This window comes from Mycetocola miduiensis, assembly GCF_900115155.1.
Taxonomy (GTDB): domain Bacteria; phylum Actinomycetota; class Actinomycetes; order Actinomycetales; family Microbacteriaceae; genus Mycetocola_A; species Mycetocola_A miduiensis.
Genome location: NZ_FOVM01000007.1, coordinates 161,575 through 179,814 on the forward strand (window position 1 = coordinate 161,575; position 18,240 = coordinate 179,814).

Below are 18,240 nucleotides of genomic sequence, written 5' to 3' on the forward strand. Positions count from 1 at the left end.
GCCGGCCGGCTCACACGGTCAGCCGGCGGACCACCGCATCAGCAAGAAGCCGCCCTCGCAGGGTCAGTTCCACTCTCCCGCGCAGGGCGGCTTCGGCGTTAACAAGGTTGTCAGCGATGAGGCCGGCCACGGCGACACGGGCATCAGCCGGCAGTGTCGAGATCAGGATGCCGTCCCGCGTCCGGCTGAGAAGAAGGATCCGTTCCAGTTCCCGGGTCTCGGCCGAGAGGGTCTCTCGGCCCGCTCCGGGTGACACACCGTCACTCATCCGACCGGCGTATGCGGCCGGATGCTTGACGTTCCACCAGCGGACGCCGCCGACATGGCTGTGCGCGCCCGGGCCGATTCCCCACCAGTCCTGGCTCTGCCAGTATGCGAGGTTGTGCCGCGAACGGGACTCGGGCCCTTTGGCCCAGTTGCTCACTTCGTACCAAGAGAAACCGGCGGCCTCGAGCTTGGCGTCCACCAGTTCGTACATATCGGCCTGGAGGTCTTCGTCGGGTTGGCTGACGAGCCCAGACTTGATCTGCCGGGCAAGCTTGGTGCCCGCTTCGACGATCAGGGAGTAGGCGGAGAGGTGGTCGGGGTTCGTTGCGAGGGCGGCGTCGACCGACCGGGTCCAGTCGTCGAGGCTCTCTCCGGGGGTGCCGTAGATCAGGTCGACGCTCACCTGCAGGCCGGCACGGCGCGCCCATTCGACGACGAGCGGCACACGGTCGGGGTCATGCGTCCGCTCGAGTGTCGCCAGCACGTGCGGCACCGCCGACTGCATTCCGAACGAAACGCGGGTGAACCCAGCGTCGGCCAGAGTCGTCAGGTAGTCGGCGTCGACCGAGTCCGGGTTCGCCTCGGTCGTGATCTCGGCATCCGTTGTCAGCCCGATCGACGTGCGGACCGACTCGAGCATCCTGACGAGGTCACCGGCTGGGAGCAGGGTCGGGGTCCCGCCGCCGAAGAACACGGTCGACGCCGGACGTGCAGGGAGTCCGCTCGAGCGGAGCGTGGCTCCGGCGAACGCTACTTCCGCGGACGCCTCGCTTGCATAATCCGACTGTTTCGCTCCACGCAGTTCTGTCGCCGTGTAGGTGTTGAAGTCGCAGTAGCCGCACCGCACCCGGCAGAACGGAACGTGGAGGTAGACCGAGAGCATCCGGGCATCTGCGCCGTCGAGCACCGAGCCGGGCAGTGCACCGTCGAGGGGTGCCGGGTCGGCGATCAACTGGGGACCGGCCATCAGTGGTGCCGCACGTCAGGCCGCCGGGTTCGCCCACAGCGGCGACAGTGCGCGGAGGTACGCCGTCGTGAACGCCTTCCGCCGCAATTTCAGTAGAGGCGGGAACAACCGGTACGCGAGCGAAACCGGGCGCGTGAACGAGCGCACGCCGAGCCAGACGGAGTCGTCGTCGCGGTGTTCCACGCGAAAAAGCTCTTCGCCGCTGACCCGGTTACCGCCGACCGTGCCGTAGGCGAACGCGACGACGGTGGGTTCTTCTAGAACGAAGACGACCCGGATCCGTTCGTCGATGGAGAAAGAACCGACCCGCCCGCGCAGTCGAGCCGTGGACCCGGAGGCGACGTACGGGGTCCCGTCAGCGGCGAATCGCTGTTCGCTCGACACGGCGATCGGCTCGAGCGCCGTGCCGTCTTCGTCATAACGGATGCCGCCGTAGCGCTGGCTGGAGTCAGCCTTCACGTCGAGTACGTCGAGTCCTGAGAGCCTCTGGATATCCCAGCTGAGCAACGAGGCCGATGCGGCCGCGAACCGCTCCTCACCGCTGCCCAGTCGGGTGGATGCTTCGAACGGCGTGAAACCGCGCGGCGGGTACTGCAGCAGGTCGTGCGCCTGTGTTGCGCCGACCGCCGCGTAATCGACGGGCTGGTCCTCGAAGTTACTTCGCCGCATCCGCTACTTCTTTTCTTTCGTCTCGGTCTCTCCGGACAGCGCGGCGATGAAGGCCTCCTGCGGGACCTCGACCCTGCCGACCATCTTCATGCGCTTCTTGCCTTCTTTCTGCTTCTCGAGCAGTTTGCGCTTACGGCTGATGTCGCCGCCGTAGCACTTGGCGAGAACGTCCTTGCGCATCGCCCGGACGGACTCACGAGCGATGATCCGCGCTCCGATGGCAGCCTGGATGGGGACCTCGAACTGCTGGCGCGGGATGAGCTTCTTCAGCCGTTCCGTCATCAGCACGCCGTAGGCGTATGCCTTATCGCGGTGGACGATCGCGCTGAACGCATCCACCTGCTCCCCCTGAAGGAGGATATCCACCTTGACCAAGTCGGCTGTCTGCGCACCGGAGGGTTCGTAGTCGAGCGAGGCGTAGCCCTGGGTGCGGCTCTTGAGGTGGTCGAAGAAGTCGAAGACGATCTCACCGAGCGGCATCGTGTAACGCAGCTCGACTCGGTCCTCACCGAAGTACTCCATGCCGAGGAGGGCACCACGGCGGCCCTGGCAGAGTTCCATGATCGTGCCGACGTAATCCTTCGGGGCGAGGATGCCGACCTTGACCATGGGCTCTTCAACTGACGCGATCTTTCCGCCCGGGAACTCGCTCGGGTTGGTCACCGTGACGGTCTTCTTGTCGTCGGTGGTGACCTCATAGGTCACGCTCGGTGCCGTGGCAATGAGGTCGAGGTTGAATTCTCGCTCGAGACGTTCGGTGACGATCTCCAGGTGGAGCAGGCCGAGGAATCCGCAGCGGAAGCCGAATCCGAGGGCGACGGATGTCTCAGGCTCGTAGTTGAGGGACGCATCCGAAAGCTTGAGCTTGTCGAGCGCGTCGCGCAGAACCGGGTAATCGCTTCCATCGATCGGGTACAGACCGGAGAAGACCATCGGCTTGGGGTCGGTGTAGCCGGGAAGCGCCTCAGTGGACGGCTTCGCTGCTGTGGTGACCGTGTCACCGACCTTCGACTGGCGGACATCTTTCACGCCTGTGATGAGGTACCCGACCTCGCCGACGCCGAGCCCCTTGGTCGGGGACGGCTCAGGCGAACTGACGCCGATTTCGAGGAGTTCGTGGACGGCCCTCGTCGACATCATCTGGATGCGTTCGCGCGGGCTGAGGTGTCCGTCGATCATCCGGACGTAGGTGATGACGCCGCGGTAGGTGTCGTAGACGGAGTCGAAAATCATAGCCCGGGCCGGGGCATCCGGGTTGCCGACCGGGTTCGGGATGCGCTGGACGACCCGGTCAAGCAGTTCCTCGACACCGGCACCGGTCTTGCCGGAGACCTTGAGGACGTCGTCGGGGGAACCGCCGATGAGGTTGGCGAGTTCCTTGGCGTACTTCTCCGGGTCAGCGGCCGGGAGGTCGATCTTGTTGAGGACCGGGATGATCTCGAGGTCGTTCTCCATCGCCAGGTACAGGTTGGCGAGGGTCTGCGCTTCGATGCCCTGGGCGGCGTCGACGAGGAGGATCGCGCCCTCGCACGCGGCGAGCGACCGGGAGACCTCGTAGGTGAAGTCGACGTGCCCCGGGGTGTCGATCATATTGAGCGCGTAGGTCTGTCCGTCAAGTTCCCACGGCATCCGCACGGCCTGGCTCTTGATCGTGATTCCGCGTTCGCGCTCGATGTCCATCCGGTCGAGGTACTGGGCGCGCATGTCGCGATCGGCGACGGCACCCGTCACGCCCAGCATCCGGTCGGCCAGTGTCGACTTGCCGTGGTCGATGTGCGCGATGATGCAGAAGTTGCGGATGAACGACGGGTCGGTAGCGGCAGGCTCGAGTGCCTTCACAGCTTTGGGGCTCACGCGTTCCTCAGGGATCTATGGCTGGGTGGGGATGGACTAACTCCCTATTGTCCCATGAACCGCCCACCGGTGAGTCCGCATCTCGACCCTGTCTCACTCCGGTGACACAATGACAGCATGGCTGCCCTGCCCGCGATTGTGCTCGTCCATGGCATCCGTACGTCCGGAACGATGTGGCGGCGACAGGTTCAGGACCTGCAGGCCGCCGGGTTCGTGGTGGATGCTCCGGATCTTCCCGGGCACGGCACCCGCATCGGCGAAGAATTCACGATCGATGCCGCGATGGCCGCCATCGACGATGCCGTCTCGCGCCATAAGGGACCCGTTCTGCTGGTCGGCCTGTCTCTCGGTGGGTACCTGTCCATCCATTACGCCGGCCAGAAACCCGGTCGTGTCACAGGACTCGTGGCGGCGAGTTGCCAGACGCTGCCCCGCGGGGTCGGCTTGTGGGGTTATCGCGCGCTCGCCCGGGGCATCCATCGCCTGCCCGACCGGGGGGCGTGGCTCAACGACGCGATGGCCCGTCGTTTCCTTCCTGCCGAGGGCGTCGCCGACATGGCGGCGGGTGGTGTTGCGCTCGAGGTCATGGACTCAGCACTCACGGCGGTCGGTACGCTCGACCCGCTCGACGGACTCCGCCGCTACCCGGGGCCGGTGTGGTTTGTCATGGGTGGGTTGGACCATTTCCGCCTGTCGCAGCGGGCATTCCTCCGGGCGCGACCGGATGCATCCGTCGTCGTCGTGCCGAGGGCTACACACCTCGTGAGTCTCGTCAAACCCGACGAGTTCACCCGGGCGGTGACGGATGCCGCGAGAGCATTGACCGTCGATTCGCCGCAGATTTCAGAGAATGGCACCGGGACTGGTATCGTTACTCCTTGACTTGCGTGTGGGTTGCCCCGCACGATTTTCGCCGCGAAGCGCCCTCTCTCGCCCAGTGGCACATCCCATTCGAACAAACGGAAGCGTACAAACGTGGCAAACATTAAGTCGCAGATCAAGCGAATCGGCACCAACAAGAAGGCAACGGAGCGCAACAAGGCGATCAAGAGCCAGCTGCGGACTCTCGTCCGCCAGACTCGCGAGGCCGTGCTCGCCGGTGACAAGGCTCAGGCTGAGTCGACCCTGAAGACCGCCGCGAAGAAGCTCGACAAGGCCGTGAGCAAGGGCGTCATCCACAAGAACCAGGCAGCGAACCGCAAGTCGGCTCTCGCCAAGAAGGTTGCTTCGCTCTAGGCAGCACTTTCTCATTCACCACAGGCTCCGCTTCGGCGGGGCCTGTGGTGGTTAAGGCGTCGGCGGTTTGGCGGGTGCTATCGCCGACTAGGCCCAAAGTGCTGTCGCCTGCCACGGTGGAGCACCCTTTGCGACCACTCGATCGGCGGTCAACCGGCTGGATGGCGCGATCGGGCCCAAAAGACTGTTGATGGTCGCCGCGAACCACCCTTCGGGACCAATCGATCAGCGGAACCACCCTTTGGGACCGATCGAACCCCCACGAACTGTCGTCCGGTCCGTCCTGGTCAGCGCCCGCGGCGCGCGATCGTATGGATCATGCGCTCGAGCGCGTAGACCGGGTCGCGACCCGCTCCCTTGACGCTGGCATCCGTGTCGGCAAGAACCTGGATGCACCGTCCAAGTCCCTGGTCGGTCCAGCCCGAGAGGTCGCGGCGGGCGCGGTCGACCTGCCAGGGGGCAAGACCAAACTGACGCGCGAGATCGGCCGACGAACCCCGGCCACCTTGCACTTTCGCCATCGTGCGGAGCTTACTGGCGAACGCTGCGACGATCGGCACGGGGTCCGCCCCGGATGCGAGAGCGTGGCGAAGGCCGACGAGGGCCTCCGCGTACCGGCCGGCGATCGCTGCGTCAGCGACCGTGAACGCATTCGTTTCGACCCGCCCGCCGTAGTAACGGGTGACCGTGGCCTCGGTTACTTCTGTGCCACTGTCGGCGATCAGTTGGGCGCACGCCCCGGCGAGTTCGGCAAGGTCATCCGAGAACGCCGAGACCACGGCTCTGAGTGCGGCCGGGCGGATCGCTTTGCCTGCCGTCTTGAACTCTGCTGCGGCGAAATCGTACTTGTCGCTCTCTTTCTTGAGCTCGGCGCACACCACTTCGATTGCCGACGCCTTGGAAGCGCGAACCGCGTCGAGGAGCTTCTTGCCGCGCACTCCCCCGGCATGGCGGAGCACGACGTATGCTCCCTCAGCCGGCGATTCGAGATACGCCAGAGCCTCGGTGAGGAACCCGTCAGAGCACTTCTCCACGTTCGTCACCCGGATCATTCGAGGTTCGTTGAACAGGGAGGGACTCGCCAGCGTCAGCAGTTCTCCCGGTGTGTAGCTGTCGGCTTCGATGTCGTTGACTTCGAGGCTCGGGTCTTCGACCCGGAGATAGTCGCGGAGCATCCGGATCGCGCGGTCGGCGAGGAACCCTTCTGGTCCGGAGACCAGCACAACCGGGGCCGGGCGGATCGCATTCCAGCTCAATTGCGGGATCGCTACTTTTGCGCCCGCTTTCGCTGATGTCGCGCTACGCGCAGCTGCCACAGTCCACCGTCCTCATGCATTCAGCCTACCGGCGACAGCCGACACCGGGCGCGTCAGCACGGCCTGGCGGTCCATACCACCGGCTCGGTCTCCAGAGCGCCGACGACGATCATCCCGCAGGTGTCGGTGCGGAACGCCGCCTTACCTGCCGCCGTGAGCAGCTCCAGCGCTGCGGGAGTCGGATGCCCGTAACGATTGTCGGCGCCGACCGGGATGAGCGCCACCCGCGCCGCCGCAACGGTATACATTCGCTCGCTTTGGTCGGCGGACCCGTGGTGCGCCATCTTCACCAGGTCGACGGGACCGCCGATCGCGTGGCCGGCGACGATCCGCTCCTGGGCGCGTTCGTCGAGGTCGCCGAGAAAGAGCGACCGGGCACCGGCTGGCGATTCGAAAAGAAGAGTCACGCTTCCGCTGTTGCCGGTCCACAACGGTCCGGCCCGGGGTGGAGGCCAGAGCACCCCCCAGCGCGACGCGCCGAGGGTTCCGGAGAGCCCAGCGGTCGCCCGTCGGATGCTGGCTCCTCCGGCGGCGAGATCGGCGAGGATGCGCGCGTCCGATGGGTTCACCGGTTCGGCGACGAGCGCGAGATTTACCCGGCCGATCACCGCCGACACGCCGCCGACGTGGTCGAGGTCGAAATGGGTGAGGACGAGCAGATCGAGCCGGCCGATCGACATGGCGTCCAGGCACGTGGTCAGAAGCACTGGATCTGGCCCGGTGTCGAGAAGAGCCACCGCTCCCCCGTCGCGGACGAGGATTGCATCGCCCTGGCCGACGTCGCAGGCTGCTGATGTCCAGTCGCTGGGCATCGACATTGCCTGACCGATGCGGGGACCGGCGAGACTCCCGGCGTATGCCCCGCCGGACAGCACGAGTACCCCAGTGCAGAGCCCGGCGATCACGCGCCTACCGATCAACGCTGAACGCACCCCGAGGATCAGGACGGTGGTCAGGGCGGCGAGAAGGAGCGCCCCTTCCGCGTCCGGCAGCCACGGCAGGCGGTTCACGGGAAGCCCGTTCACCGTGGTTGCGATCGCGGCGATCCAGGCCGCCGGCAGCCAGCCAAGCCAGGCCAGCACGACGGCAACCGGAGGAAGAACGGGCGCCAGAATGCACGCAGCCAGTCCGAGCAGAGTGGCGATCGGCGCGGCAGGCGCCGCAAGGAGATTCGCCGGCACCCCGAGAACCGGGATGGTGGGCGCTAGCAGGATCAGTACCGGCTGACACGCCAGCTGCGCGGCCAACGGCAGAGCGAATGCGGCGGCCAGCCAATGCGGCATCCAGGCCGCAAGCATCCGCGTGATAGGCCGGGTGAGGATGAGAAGCCCGCCGGTCGCGAGCGCGGACAGCACGAAACCGTAGGTACGGGACAGCCAGGGGTCGCCGATCACCACCATGATCACGACGAGGCTCAGGACGGGTAGCCCTGCTGACGGCCTGCCGGCGCCGAGGGCAAGTAGCACGGCAAGCGCCATGAGTGCTGCCCTGATCACGCTCGGTTCCGGTGTCACAAGGATCACGAAGAGACCGAGCCCGACGAGCGCACCCGAAATCCGGAGCCATCGCGGTGCCCTGAGTGCAGCGAGGAGGGCCGTCAGCACAGCGACGATGACGGCACAGTTGGCGCCGGAGACCGCGGTCAGGTGGCTCAGCGAACTGGCTTTCATCGACTGGTCGAGTTCGTCGCTCACCGCCGTGGTGTCGCCGGTGGAGAGCCCCGGGAGAAGCTCTCCTCCCCCGCCAGGCAGGTTTTCCGCCAACCCGACGAGCCCCTTTCGCATGTCACCGGCCCACGCGAGATACCACGGCGGGCCTTCGAGAATAGCCGCGGGTCGCCCGGCGAAGAGAAGAAAGGCGGCGTCGTCCCCCTGCTCCGTCGCACGAGGGACCGCCTCGGCTTCCAGTACGGACCCGATGGGCACCGGATGCCGCTTGGTCACGGTTATGAACAGCACGATCGGAACAGACACGGAGACGCGCGCAGCACCGAGCTCTACCTCGGTGACTGTGGCATGGATTCGCTGAGCAGTTTCGTCGTCCGACGCGCCAGAACCTCCTGCCGTCGGCTGCTGCGTCGACCGGTCCCAGACCGATCCTCCCCGCGAGGCGTCGACGACGGATTTTTCGGTGACCGTCACGCGAACGGTCACCGTCCGACCGGCATCCGCCGCTGCGAGGAGTATCTCCGGAGACCTCGCTCCCTCACGCGCTGCCACTGCAGTGGCAGCGAGCGAAACCGCCAGCAGTGTGACGGTGAGCATTGCCCACCAGGCGGACCGCCCGCACGGCGACTCCCCACGCTGACGGGGTCGTGTCACCGCGACGATTCCGGCCGCAGCCATCATCGCGAAGCCGGCGATGCTGACGGCCCACGCGGCATCCGGGAATCCCACGACAATTACTGCCGTGATCCACGCCGCCGCAGCCGGAAATACCAGCCGATGTGCCGGGTTCACACCGAACCCCGCTGCGCGATCGTGGAAAGGTGTCGGGCCATACGGTCCAGCGAACCGCGTTTCGACCTGTTCCTACGGCACTCAGCCCCGAACAGTGGATGCCGTCCACGCCTGGACGTCTCTGTGAAGGAGCCATGCCCTAACCCTTTCGGCGCCTGCCTTCACCCGGCGCGGATGCCGGCAGCGCGGGTGTCGGCAGCACCCGCACGTCGACTGCCACCTCATTCAGCGGCTCACCGTGCTCCCATTGCCGTGCGAGGACCAGCCGGAGCGACACCTGGCCCGGACGACGGGCTCGGAATCGCAGCGTCACCGCGGCCTCAGCGCCGAGCGGGCCCTGCCCTTCGCGCACCTCCGCAGTGCGCTCGTGACGTTCCGGTTCCGCAGCATCGAGCACAGGATCGGGAGGCTCAACGACCGCCCATTGGTACCCGCCAGCCGGTTGCACAACGTCGATCCTGAGCACGTCCCCGGTGTGCAGGTCCACTGGTGCCGCCCGCGTTGTGGGGTCGATCCGGATCTCCTTATCCGCATCAGCGTGCGCAATGGCTCCAGCGACTGCCAGAGAACCGCGGTCGACGCCCCACGCCCCGCTCAGGTTCGTGCCGCTGAGATTGGCGCCGTCGAGCAGCGCCTCGGTGAGATCCGATTGGGAAAGATCCGCCGCGGTGAGGTTCGTGTTGCGCAGGTCAGCGCGTCGCAAACAGGAACCCGATCCCTTAGCGCCGAAGAGAATCGCACCCCTCAGAGTGGCCTCGCTGAGATCGGCTCCTTCGAAGTGCGCGTAGGAAAGGTCGGCGCGAGCGAGATCGAGACCGCTGAGGTCCTGATCGATGAGGTCGGCGCCGTTCAGCGACGGCAGCGGCTGTCCGTTGCTGATGAGCTCCTGCAGTTGCTGCCGGGTCCATTGCGCCATCTACCGATTATTCCTCCCGTTCATCCGCCACCCATTCATCCGCAGTGGACCAGCGTCAGGCGAACAGAGGCGCCTTGACCCAATACCGCTTGCTGTATCCCCCGTCGAAGTCGACCTGAACGGCTCGCTGAGCAATGAGGATCGCCTCCGACCCACGGATGTCGTACCCGATTTCATAGGTGCCGGGGACCGTCGTGAATCCGATGGGGGCGGGTCCTCGAAGAAGCGAGTTTCGCAGCCGTTCGCTGAACGCCTGCGCCAGGGCCGAATCGGGATCTCTCACCTCATTCGTAGTGCTCTTGTCGCCGGACGGCGAAGGCTCCGGCGTGAAAGCCCGCGGCTGGTCCGAAAGCTCTTGTACTTCCCGGGTGTTTGCGCGGACCTGCGTGACCGTACCGTCGTTGTCGAGGGTCACCTGCACCGCCCCGGAACCTGGTGTGATGACCGGCAGTCCATTGATCTTCTGGCGGTACTGAACGAGTTTGCCTGTCGTGAATGGGCCCTCTGCGGACCCGTCGCCCTTCTCCGAACCGCCGCCTTCCTGAATGTCCACGACCCTGTCGAGGAGGAAATCAGCGTCCGAGTCGAGGCCGTATCGCCGTAGGGCACCTTCTGCGACGCTGATAGCGGCGCGGCGGCTGATCGGTGACCGGTTCTGGGTGTTCGGGGATGCGAGGATCGCTGTGACCTCTCCATCGTCGCCGACGGTCACCTGGCGGCCCTCGCCTCCGAGCGAGACGAATCCCCGACGCTGCTGTGCCTCCGACTCGTCCGCTCCGAATCGTTCGGCGACGGTTCGAACGGAGCGGCTGCCAGGAGGCGCAAGGAGCGCCAGTCGAGGATCGCGCGCCACGGAGAGCAGAGGCTGGCGTACGGCACTCAAAGCCGTGTTGTACGAGCTCCACCACCACCACCAGGCCGTGCTTGCGGCATTCGGGTAGAAGAACCGTTCGTTCGCGAGGCGGTTCTGGGGGGACGTCCTCCGTGAACTTCGCTGCAGGGATCGTACGGGCACGACCGTTACTGCCCTGTTACCGCCGGAACCCCCACGGGGCCCGTGGGGTCCACGATCAGGAGGATGGCCTTTCGGTTACGAGTCGTTCGGCGAAGCCGGCTCCGAACGCCGCTATCAATATCGAGGCGGCGTTGATTTGCTGTCCCTCGACCGCCGAGGCCGCGAGGAAGACAAGCAGCCCCGCCACTCCCCCGATGGCGACCCGCGACAATGACGAAACATACGAGTTGTATGCCTGCGGGATGCGCATCTGCGGCACGCGGGTCGAGCGCTGCGCCGCGCTGACGACAGCGCCGACAACACCCGTCGCGAGAGCCGCGAATGCCAGCCACCGATCAGCGATGGGTTCTCGCAGGAATCCGATCCCGATCAGGGACGCCAGAACCAGTGCAAGTGCAACAACACCCGTCCACAGCAGGTGCTTCTGGTGTCGTCGGAGGATGGTCAGTTTGCGGTATTCGTTGGAGAAACTCTCATTCCTGATCAGGAGCGCCTCTCTCAGCGCATCCCGGTTCCCTCGCGGCGGCGTGCGTAACCACGGGCGTCTCTCTCTGTCGAGTATCGGTTTCACGAGAGCCGTCACGGCGTCCTGCCGCCATTGCTTGATCTTGTCGCTTGCGACGACCTCAGATCTCAGCGACAGAGCGGTGTAGACGACCTCATCATCCGACATCCGCGCAACGAGCGCCTCGCGAGCCCGGAACGCCTGACCCCAGCCTGTGTCGACGTCACCGACGAATAGAGCCCGCCGCGCTCGGCGGATGTGGTCGGCAGCCAGGGACACAGCAGCGCGGTCAGCGGCTTCACTGATTTCTGAAGGAGGCGCCTCGCGCAACTGGGATGCGAGATCATCGATCTCTTCGGCGAGCCGGCGAAGTTGCGGGTCGTTCCGCCGGGTGCCGAAAAGCGGCGGACGTGTCCGGCCAGCATCATCGGATGGCGCTCTGCCGGGCGCGAAACGCAGGAGCTCCCGTTCCCCTGCGCGAGTCAGGAGGCTGGGCGCCTCGTCGACCGGAACCCAGCGCACCTTCGCGTCATTCTCGGAATCCGTTTGGTGCCGCTGAGATTCGGCAGGTTCCATAACCCAGAAGAGACCAACGCGAGCGTCGCCACCGAGCTGGTCGTCGACGATGTCGGCGAATCGTGACGACGAGACTGGGCTGGCGATTTCTGTGCTCACCACCCTCAACGCGGCGTCTCGCAGGGTGCGGTCGCTGCGGAGAACCTCACCCTGAGGCAGCGTCCACTCCGTCCGCCCAGTCGTTGAGCGATGGCGGACAACCGCCAGCAATGGCTTCCGCCGAAGGCGCGACCTGTTCCCGCTCGCGAAGACGAGCCCCCCGACGATGAGTCGTTCGTCTGCCTTCGGCTCGGAAGTCATCGGTCTCCTCCACGACCGACTCGCCGTGTGACGCGGCGATGCCGTCAGACTCAGCGTGCCCGGACCCTGTCGGCAGTGTCAATCCTCCCCACACCGGGCTCCATTTCATACCGACACCAGATCCTTGAGCGATTCGAACGTCTTGTCGCCGATGCCGGGGACATTGAGCAAATCGTCAACGCTTCGGAACCGCCCGTTCGCTTCACGCCAGGCGATGATCCGCGCGGCCATGGTTGGGCCGACCCGTGGGAGCGTGTCGAGTTCGGCGCTCGACGCCGTATTGATGTTCACCTTGCCGCCAGGTGCGGCTGCTCCCGGTTCAGATGGCGGCGGGTCGGCACCCTGCACCGACACGACGATTTGCTCACCGTCGCTCAGGAAACGGGCGAGGTTGACCGTCTTCTGGTCAGCCTCGGGCGTGAAGCCACCGGCGGCCGCGATGGCGTCGACCACTCGTTCGCCGTCACGGAACTGGTAGACCCCTGGGCTCGCAACGGCGCCAAGGATGTGAACGTACAGAGCAGCCCCGCCGGCCTCGTCGATCCCGGTTGTTGCGGCAGGAGGCAGCGGGCGGGCCTGACCCGTCGCTCCGAGCAGGGAAACGACGATCGCGGTGAGCAGCCCGGCGAGCATCAGCACAAGCAGGGCACCGACACCGATCCGCACGCCTCGAGGTCGTCGCGTCGCCAGCGTTACGGGGAGAACGGATGCCGCTCCCGGCGACCGCGCGGAAGCGTGCCTGGCCATGACGTCCAGTCAAGCGCTCGGTCCGAGCATCCCCCGCAACGGCGGCCCGATGTGTGGACAAGCGTATGCCTGGCGGCCCCTGTGCAGGACCGGCAGCTCGCCCGAGGTCTCCTGCTAGTCCTCGGGGAGGGTCAGTGTCGCGATGTCGGCGGTCTCGCCATTGGATTCGAAGACCAGCTTGACGTTCACGTTGTAGGTGCCAGGGACGCTGAGGTCGGGAATCCACAGTTCGACACTTCCGGCGTCGTGCGGTGTCGAGGCGATGACCCGGTAGGCGAGTTTGTCGGCCTTCCAGTTCTCGGGAACATCGACCCCGTCGAGCGACCAGGTCAGGAGCACGGGTACTCCTTTGACTCCTTCGAGGTTGAGTCGCACCGCGACGGTCCAGCCGAGCGGGTCCAGCCCCGTCGGGTCCTCTATCGCCTCGACCTCCGCGAACGCCTCCGCTAAAATCGTGGCCAACTCCTCCGGAGGCACCTGTTTGCCCTCGTTGCCTTCGGCTTCAGCGTCCACCGTCAGGTTGAACGCGACCCCGGGCATCCGGTCTGCCACGCCGTCTTCGTAATCGCTAAGTACCGGCTGATCCCCGACCGCCTGGATGTACTCCAGGGTCGGGCGCTGTCGCACGAGACGCTCAAGCGGGGACTCTGTGAAGGTCGGCGTCGGTGTGTCGGATGTTGGCGGCACGGTTGGCGTCTCCGGTCCCGGCGTCGGGGTGTCGGTAGGCGTCGGGGCCGGAGTGTCGGTAGCAGCAGGGTGCGCGGGGTCCGACGGTGGCGCGCTCGGCGTCACAGCACTGTTCCTCCCCCAGGCCCCGAGGTCTGCGACCATTCGAGGTGCTCCAGCCCCTTCCGGAGCTGGTTCAAGGTGAAGGTCTTTGCCGAGGTCGGCGGATGTGAAGTCACCGAGAGAGGTCAGCTTGGTGAGCACGACCGACTCGACCCGTGCAACATCCCCCGGGTCAGCCGGGAAGACTCTGTCCCACAGGTTAATCACGCCCAGCAGAGCAGCCGCCAGCGCTCCAGCGGTGATCAGGAGCGTCTTTCCCTTGAGATACCACGGTGTTGAAGCTACGGGTGTTGAAGCTACTGGTTGAGTGTCGGCATCCACATCGCACCTCCGACTACAACACCTACGTTCCTCCACGTTGTCGAGGTGCGCAACCCTGATCCTGTGCGGTGGCGACCCCTACGGTTTGGTGGCGATGCTCACGATCTTCGGTGCCCGGACGACCACGTTTACGATGGTCCGGTCTCCGACGGCGCGCTGCACGGCCGCAGACGCGCGGGCGAGCGATTCGAGCTCATCCGTCGACACCTTCGGCGATACCTCGAGGCGGTCGCGGACCTTACCGTCGACCTGCACGACGCACGTCACAGACTCCTCCACCAGAAGTGTCGGGTCGGCCTTGCGCCAGGTGACGTGGGACACCGTCGGCTCATAGCCGAGCATCTCCCACATGTCCTCGGCTGTGTATGGCGCGAACAGGTTGAGGGCGACGGCGGTGACCTCAGCGGCTTCGCGGACGGCAGCATCCGCCGGGCCTGCACCGGTGTCGATCACCTTGCGAGTCGCGTTGACGAGTTCCATCAGACGGGCGACTACGACGTTGAACTTGAACGATTCGACGAGCCCCGGTGCGTCGGCAAGGAAGCGGTGGGTAACGCGGCGCAGCGCCGGGTCGCCCGTCTTCCAGAGCACGTCCGGGGCGCTGGTCACATCGTGGGCTACGCGCCATGCCCGACCGAGGAACTTCGCGGACCCGGCTGGGGAGACATCCGCCCAATCGATGTCGTCTTCGGGCGGTCCGGCGAAGACGAGGGTGACGCGCAATGCGTCGGCCCCGTATCTCTCGAGCTCGCTGGCGAATTCGACGAGGTTGCCACGGCTCTTCGACATCTTCGCGCCGTCCATGAGCACCATTCCCTGGTTGAGCAGAGAGGTAAACGGTTCGGTGAAGCTCAGGTAGTCGAGGTCGTAGAGGACCTTTGTAATGAACCGTGAGTAGAGCAGGTGCAGGATCGCGTGCTCAACACCGCCGACGTACTGGTCGACCGGTGCCCACTTGTCGGCCTGGGCCGGGTCGAACGCCATGGTGTCTGACTGCGGGTTGAGGTAACGCAGGTAGTACCAGGAGCTGTCGACGAACGTGTCCATCGTGTCGGAGTCGCGCTTGGCTGCTGCTCCGCAACGGGGGCACGGCACGTTGATCCAGTCCTCGGCCGCACCGAGCGGACTGGTGCCCTTCGGCTGCAGGTCGAGACCCTCTGCAGGCGGCAACTCGACGGGGAGCTGGTCCTCGGGAACGGGGACTTCACCACACACCTCACAGTGGATGATCGGGATCGGTGCTCCCCAGTAGCGCTGGCGGGAGATCAGCCAGTCACGCAGCCGGTAGTTCTTCGCGGTTTCACCGAGCCCGGATGCCGTGAGTGCGTCGGTGATCTTCGCGATCGCCACGTTCTTGCTCAGGCCGTTGAACGGGCCCGAGTTGATCAACCGGCCGGGGCCGACGAGCGCTTCTCCAGTGACCTTCGGGTCGAGGGGCGGCAGGTCGTCGGGGAGCTCGCCGTCGACGAGCACAGGGATCGCTCCGGTGACCGGCTGGCTGGTGTCGACGACGACGCGCACGGGCAGGTCAAAAGCGCGGGCGAAGTCAAGGTCGCGCTGGTCGTGGGCCGGAACAGCCATGATCGCGCCGTGCCCGTAGTCGGCGAGCACGTAATCGGACGCCCAGATCGGCAGGCGTTCGCCGTTGAGCGGGTTGGTCGCGTAGCGCTCCAGGAAGACTCCGGTCTTCTCCCGTTCCGTGCTGAGACGCTCAATGTCGGTCTCCGCTTTGACGCGGTCGACATACTCCGCAAACGCAGCCTTCGTGGCATCCGGTGCATCGGCGACCAGTTCGGCGGCGAGCTCAGAATCGGCGGCGACGACCATGAAGGTGACACCGTAAAGCGTGTCGGGGCGCGTCGTGTACACGGCGACCGGATCGGCCTTGCCCTCGATGACGAAGTTCACGTCGGCGCCGGTGGATCGGCCAACCCAGTTGCGCTGCATGCTCATGACCTTCGACGGCCATGCGCCTTCGAGCTGCTTCAGGTCGTCGACGAGGCGGTCGGCGTAGTCAGTGATGCGGAAATACCACTGGGTGAGTTTCTTCTTCGTGACGAGGTTGCCACACCGCTCACAGTGACCGTCGACGACCTGCTCGTTGGCCAGAACGGTCTGGTCGAACGGGCACCAGTTGACCGGGCTCGCCTTGCGGTAGGCCAGGCCCTTTTCGTACAACTTCAGGAACAGCCACTGGGTCCAGCGGTAATACTCGGGGTCGGAGGTGTGGATCTCGCGATCCCAGTCGAACGAGGGCGCGTAAGTGCGGAAACTGGACTTCTGCTGCGCGATGTTGTCGTAGGTCCAGCGACGCGGGTCGACGCCACGCTTGATGGCGGCGTTCTCGGCGGGAAGACCGAATGAGTCCCAGCCGATCGGGTGCAGAACGTTGAACCCCTGCTGGCGCCAGTACCTGGCCACGACATCGCCGAGGCCGAACGCTTCGGCGTGCCCCATGTGCAGGTCGCCTGAGGGGTACGGGAACATGTCAAGGACATACTTGCGCGGGCGCTTGTCGTTCTCGTCGTCCGTCGCGAAGGGCTTCATCCGGTCCCATACCGGAAGCCACTTCTCCTGGATAGCGGCGAAATCGTACTTCTGTCCGACCTGGGTTTGCTCGTCGTGTGACACGTGGCTCTCATTCATAAGCGGGGAAAGGACCTGTGTGGAGGCACTTCGGCGTTCCGCATGATCCAACGATCTAGCCTACTTCCTGTTCGGACACGCCTAACGCGGTCAAAAGCGCGGCGGCTTTCACCCGGGTCTCTTCGATTTCCTCGTCGATCACCGACAGTGCGGTGATGCCGCCGCCTGTTCCGATGGATGCCCCGCCGGCATCGATCACGATGCTGCGGATCACCATGGCCAGGTCGACAGCGCCGTCGGCGCCGAAGTAACCGAAAGCGCCTGAGTACACGCCGCGAGGGCCCGCCTCCAGCCGGTCGAGGATGGTCATGGCTGAAATCTTTGGCGCCCCGGTCATCGAACCCGCTGGGAAGGCCGATTGGACGGCATCCACCCCGCTCACTCCCTCGGCGAGGCGGGCGGTGACGGTGCTGACGAGTTGGTGGACCTGCGCGTAACTCTCCACGGCGAGCAGCTGGGTGACCGCCACACTGCCGGTGATGGCAACACGACCGAGGTCGTTGCGCATGAGATCGACGATCATCAAGTTCTCTGCGCGTTCCTTGTCGCTGCCGATCAGTTCCGCTTCGAGTTGTGCGTCGCGTTCCGGTGTTCTTCCGCGTGGACGGGTTCCCTTGATCGGGCGGGTCGTCACCCTTCCGTCTGGGCTGACCCGGAGGAACTGCTCCGGTGACGAGCTGACCAGAGAGACCCCATCCACAACGATCAAGCCGCCGTGATGGCTGGGGCTTGAATGCCGCAGTCGGCGGTACACATCGACGGCGGTGAACGACCCGTCGATTCGGATTTCGTTGGTAAGGCAGAGCTGGTACACGTTGCCGCGACCGATTTCGGCTTGCGCTTCTTCGACGAGCTCCGCGTATCTGGGTGCCGGATGCCGCCAACGGACAGATCCTGGTCCAGCGGGCGGATGCGGCGGGTCGGGTATCGGGTCGGAAAGCTGACTGAGCCAGTCGAAGGGCTCCCCCGCTGCCGCGTCTTCTTGTTCCAGCGCGGTGACGGTGTGTGCTGTGTGGTCGAAGACGAGCATCCTGGCAGGGCGGAGGACCGCGGCATCCGGATACCGTGACGGGTGCGAGGGTGTGCCGCAGATTTCCGCTCCAGCTTCGTAGCCGATCCAGCCCACCCAGCCTGGCGAGAACTCCCCTGCAGGAACGCCGTTTTTGTTGCTTGCGCCGGCGCTCTCATCGGCGAGCTCGGCGCGAAGGGCGGCGAAGATGGTGGAGTGCCCGGTGACCACGGTCTCGGTGTCGTCGCCGAGTGCTGTCGACCGGGTAACGGTTCCGTTGGGGACCGAAGCCGTGAGTAGTTCAGTTCCATCGCCGAGGTAGCTGAATCCGCTGGAAGCGTGGACCCCGCTATCCAGCCAAAATGCGCGAGGTGATGCTGCGAACATCGTGACGAAGGCGATTTCGGGGTCGATCCATGTGCTCAGTTGTCTCGACCTCACGCTGGATACCACGCCTCCAAGTTTAGATTGCGTACGTGGTCGGGAGATTCTCCGCTCAACCGGGATCAGTGTGGTCTGTGCAAGCTGCGCGCGTACAGATTCGGGGTGTTCGGTTCCATCCACCGGTGCGGCGCTCAGCCTCGTCGGCGGGTTCTGCGCCTCTGGCCTCGGCGGTCGTGCCATGCGCAGGACGCACCCGGCAAGCCG

General features: G+C 65.4%; 14 protein-coding genes. 2 read left to right on the forward strand and 12 right to left on the reverse strand.

Features of this window, described 5'->3' with window-relative positions; translation table 11 throughout:
• Window positions 1-10: 10 nt before the first annotated feature.
• The 3 genes from hemW to lepA are packed head-to-tail and all read right to left on the reverse strand — an operon-like array spanning window position 11 to window position 3,757.
• Window positions 11-1,234 carry a radical SAM family heme chaperone HemW gene (hemW, locus tag BM197_RS12500; protein WP_090711996.1) on the reverse strand — a complete coding sequence of 408 codons (1,224 nt, stop codon included), beginning with the start codon at window positions 1,232-1,234 and terminating at the stop codon, window positions 11-13.
• 15 nt (window positions 1,235-1,249) lie between these two features.
• The gene (locus BM197_RS12505) at window positions 1,250-1,903 is read right to left on the reverse strand and encodes a DUF1990 domain-containing protein (RefSeq protein WP_090711998.1); all 654 of its coding nucleotides are present in this window, start codon (window positions 1,901-1,903) and stop codon (window positions 1,250-1,252) included.
• A 3-nt stretch (window positions 1,904-1,906) separates the two neighbouring features.
• The gene (lepA, locus tag BM197_RS12510) at window positions 1,907-3,757 is read right to left on the reverse strand and encodes a translation elongation factor 4 (protein WP_090712000.1); all 1,851 of its coding nucleotides are present in this window, start codon (window positions 3,755-3,757) and stop codon (window positions 1,907-1,909) included.
• 117 nt (window positions 3,758-3,874) lie between these two features.
• Here lepA and BM197_RS12515 point away from each other — a divergent pair, with 117 nt between their 5' ends.
• Window positions 3,875-4,639 (forward strand): alpha/beta fold hydrolase, encoded by a 765-nt coding sequence (locus BM197_RS12515; protein WP_090712001.1) that lies wholly within the window; start codon window positions 3,875-3,877, stop codon window positions 4,637-4,639.
• A gap of 93 nt (window positions 4,640-4,732) precedes the next feature.
• On the forward strand, window positions 4,733-4,993 hold the full coding sequence (rpsT, locus tag BM197_RS12520; protein ID WP_090712004.1) for a 30S ribosomal protein S20: 261 nt from the start codon (window positions 4,733-4,735) through the stop codon (window positions 4,991-4,993).
• 287 nt (window positions 4,994-5,280) lie between these two features.
• On the opposite strand, the gene holA is transcribed toward rpsT, so the two are convergent.
• The 9 genes from holA to BM197_RS12565 form a co-directional block, all read right to left on the reverse strand.
• A complete protein-coding gene (holA, locus tag BM197_RS12525) occupies window positions 5,281-6,309 on the reverse strand; it encodes a DNA polymerase III subunit delta (RefSeq protein WP_090712006.1) in 1,029 nt (342 codons plus the stop codon).
• A 53-nt stretch (window positions 6,310-6,362) separates the two neighbouring features.
• Window positions 6,363-8,768 carry a ComEC/Rec2 family competence protein gene (locus BM197_RS12530; RefSeq protein ID WP_143095074.1) on the reverse strand — a complete coding sequence of 802 codons (2,406 nt, stop codon included), beginning with the start codon at window positions 8,766-8,768 and terminating at the stop codon, window positions 6,363-6,365.
• A gap of 139 nt (window positions 8,769-8,907) precedes the next feature.
• The gene (locus BM197_RS12535) at window positions 8,908-9,684 is read right to left on the reverse strand and encodes a pentapeptide repeat-containing protein (RefSeq protein ID WP_090712010.1); all 777 of its coding nucleotides are present in this window, start codon (window positions 9,682-9,684) and stop codon (window positions 8,908-8,910) included.
• Between the two features lie 55 nt (window positions 9,685-9,739).
• Window positions 9,740-10,699: a hypothetical protein gene (locus tag BM197_RS12540; protein ID WP_143095075.1), complete on the reverse strand. Its 960-nt coding sequence runs from the start codon at window positions 10,697-10,699 to the stop codon at window positions 9,740-9,742.
• Window positions 10,700-10,754: 55 nt separating this feature from the next.
• A complete protein-coding gene (locus BM197_RS12545) occupies window positions 10,755-12,080 on the reverse strand; it encodes an NUDIX domain-containing protein (protein ID WP_090712013.1) in 1,326 nt (441 codons plus the stop codon).
• A 105-nt stretch (window positions 12,081-12,185) separates the two neighbouring features.
• A complete protein-coding gene (locus tag BM197_RS12550) occupies window positions 12,186-12,827 on the reverse strand; it encodes a ComEA family DNA-binding protein (protein WP_245762527.1) in 642 nt (213 codons plus the stop codon).
• Between the two features lie 114 nt (window positions 12,828-12,941).
• Window positions 12,942-13,937 (reverse strand): hypothetical protein, encoded by a 996-nt coding sequence (locus BM197_RS16485; RefSeq protein WP_090712015.1) that lies wholly within the window; start codon window positions 13,935-13,937, stop codon window positions 12,942-12,944.
• Between the two features lie 78 nt (window positions 13,938-14,015).
• Window positions 14,016-16,568, reverse strand: a complete 2,553-nt coding sequence (gene leuS, locus BM197_RS12560) for a leucine--tRNA ligase (protein WP_245762528.1) — start codon at window positions 16,566-16,568, stop codon at window positions 14,016-14,018.
• Window positions 16,569-16,638: 70 nt separating this feature from the next.
• Window positions 16,639-18,045: an anthranilate synthase component I family protein gene (locus BM197_RS12565; protein ID WP_090712018.1), complete on the reverse strand. Its 1,407-nt coding sequence runs from the start codon at window positions 18,043-18,045 to the stop codon at window positions 16,639-16,641.
• Window positions 18,046-18,240: the final 195 nt, after the last annotated feature.